Source organism: Nioella ostreopsis (genome assembly GCF_004000255.1).
Taxonomy (GTDB): Bacteria; Pseudomonadota; Alphaproteobacteria; order Rhodobacterales; family Rhodobacteraceae; genus Nioella; species Nioella ostreopsis.
Genome location: NZ_RCIQ01000085.1, coordinates 1 through 561, shown reverse-complemented (window position 1 = coordinate 561; position 561 = coordinate 1). Strand labels below are relative to the sequence as shown.

Below are 561 nucleotides of genomic sequence, written 5' to 3'. Positions count from 1 at the left end.
GGCGTTGTTGCAGAACTCTCACAGTGAAGGATTCACATCACGAATCCAAGCGGTTAGACGGGCGTCATGAGCAAGCCCAAGCCCGCCCGCTACCGCACGACGAACTGGTCCGCCTACAACGCTGCGCTGACGAAGCGCGGGTCTCTGCTGATCTGGCTGGACAAGGAGATGGCTTGGCACGCGCCGCATGAGGGCCGCCCCGGACGCCCGCCAGTCTTCTCGGATGCGGCGATCCAGTTCTGCCTGTCGATCAAGGTGCTATTCAAGCTGCCGCTCAGGCAGACCGCGGGGACGGTCGCCAGCCTCCTGCGCCTTGCCGGGCTGAACTGGCCCGTTCCAGACTTCTCCACGCTGTGCCGCCGGCAGAAGACTCTTAAGGTGCAGATCCCCTATCGCCGTGCCGGCGGGCCGCTGAACCTGCTGGTGGACAGCACCGGCATCAAGTTCCTCGGCGATGGCGAGTGGCAGGCCCGGACGCACGGTGTGCAAGGCCGTCGCCAATGGCGCAAGGTCCATCTGGCCATGGACACCGCCACTTCCGACATCCGCGCGGTCGAGTTT

General features: G+C 64.9%; 1 protein-coding gene. It reads left to right on the top strand.

Features of this window, described 5'->3' with window-relative positions:
- Positions 1–66: 66 nt before the first annotated feature.
- On the top strand, positions 67–561 hold a 495-nt coding region (locus tag EP237_RS22915; protein WP_127563115.1), incomplete at its 3' end, for an IS5 family transposase.